At 72.1% G+C, this 1,235-nt stretch carries 2 protein-coding genes; both read right to left on the bottom strand.

Annotated features, from left to right (window positions below):
• Nucleotides 1–120 precede the first annotated feature (120 nt).
• The gene (locus ACFV4F_RS27930; protein ID WP_380506459.1) at nucleotides 121–285 is read right to left on the bottom strand and encodes a hypothetical protein; all 165 of its coding nucleotides are present in this window, start codon (nucleotides 283–285) and stop codon (nucleotides 121–123) included.
• Between the two features lie 140 nt (nucleotides 286–425).
• Nucleotides 426–1,094 (bottom strand): pentapeptide repeat-containing protein, encoded by a 669-nt coding sequence (locus tag ACFV4F_RS27925; protein WP_380506456.1) that lies wholly within the window; start codon nucleotides 1,092–1,094, stop codon nucleotides 426–428.
• Nucleotides 1,095–1,235: the final 141 nt, after the last annotated feature.

The following is a 1,235-nucleotide window of genomic DNA, read 5'->3' as shown; positions in this document are numbered from 1 at the left end:
GCGGGGGGGGGGGGGGGGGGCGGGGGGGGGGGGGGGGGGGGGGGGGGGGGGGGGGGGGGGGGTGGGGGGGGGGGGGGGGCGGCCCCCGGGGGGCCCCCCCCCCCCCAGGGGCGCCACCTGCTACTCGCTCAGGAGCGGCTCCACGATGAACCCGAGCCGCGATGGGACATCCTCGCCGTCAACCCGTCGGAGCGGGGCACCGAACGGGGTGACCGGCTCGGCGTCGTCGTCCTGCTGCCGGTAGCGCGCGACCAGGTCCGCGTATTGCGGGTTGATCCACTCCATCGGAATGCCTCCTACTCGTGTGCTCCGCAGCGTACGCGGACGTCAGGCCGCGTTGCCCGGCTTCCAGTCGGCGTGCCGCTCTGCTGTCCGTCACGGTTCCCCGAAGGTGATCTCCAGTCGGCGTGCCGCTCTGCTGTCCGTCACGGTTCCCCGAAGGTGATCTCCAGCTCGGCGATGAGGGCCTGCGTCAGCTCGATCTGCTGGGAGCGGTCGATGACGACCTTCGCAAGATTTCCGACGCCACGCAGGGCGGAGAGGTCGTTGCCGCGCAGGTCGGTCGTCTTGTAGGTGCCACGGCGGAATTCGGTGTCCCGCAACGTGCAGTCGTTGAAGACGGCGTTGGTGAGGTCGCACCCGGTGAACGTCGATTCGGTGAGCGCACAGTGGGTGAAGGCGGCCGGGCCAGCTGCGCGGATCCTCTCGAACGTGGAGGAGTCGAGCTTGCAGTTGTCGAACAGCACGTTGTCGAGGGTGAGGTCGTTGAAGGTGCCGCCCATGATCTTGCAGTTCTTGAAGACGACGCGGGACAGCTTGCTGTCGGCCCACTGGAGATCGCCGAGATCGCAGCCGTCGAACTCGACCGAGTCGACTCGCACTTCGTCCATCCGCACGTAGGACGCGCGCGGGCTGGTGGTTCGGCCTGTGATGAGGTGGGCGTGCGCCAGGTCGAGATCCCGCAGGCCGGCGTCGGCGTAGTTGAAGTCCTGGACGGTGCCCCGGCCGCTCTCCAGGGAGGTCACGTTGGACAGGTAGCCGTCGGCGAGATCGGGCAGGGCGATGCTGATGCGGCCGAAGGTGCGGGTGGTCATTGCGCGCTCGCTCTCGAAGGAGCCGGGGGGGGGCCCGGGGGGGGGGGGCCGGCCCCCGGGGGGTGCGGGGGGGCGGGCGCGCCAGGGGGTGGGTGGCGTCGGGGCGGGGGCCGGCCCCCGCGCGCGCCCGCGCGGGCGGGC

Origin of the sequence: Kitasatospora sp. NPDC059722 (assembly GCF_042733235.1) — a bacterium.
Taxonomy (GTDB): domain Bacteria; phylum Actinomycetota; class Actinomycetes; order Streptomycetales; family Streptomycetaceae; genus Kitasatospora.
This window is presented reverse-complemented; position numbering and strand designations above follow the sequence as displayed.

Bases quoted from the DNA above. Each gene is read 5' to 3' on its own strand.
- ACFV4F_RS27930 (WP_380506459.1), bottom strand. From the start codon at position 285: ATGGAGTGGATCAACCCGCAATACGCGGACCTGGTCGCGCGCTACCGG.
- ACFV4F_RS27925 (WP_380506456.1), bottom strand. From the start codon at position 1,094: ATGACCACCCGCACCTTCGGCCGCATCAGCATCGCCCTGCCCGATCTC.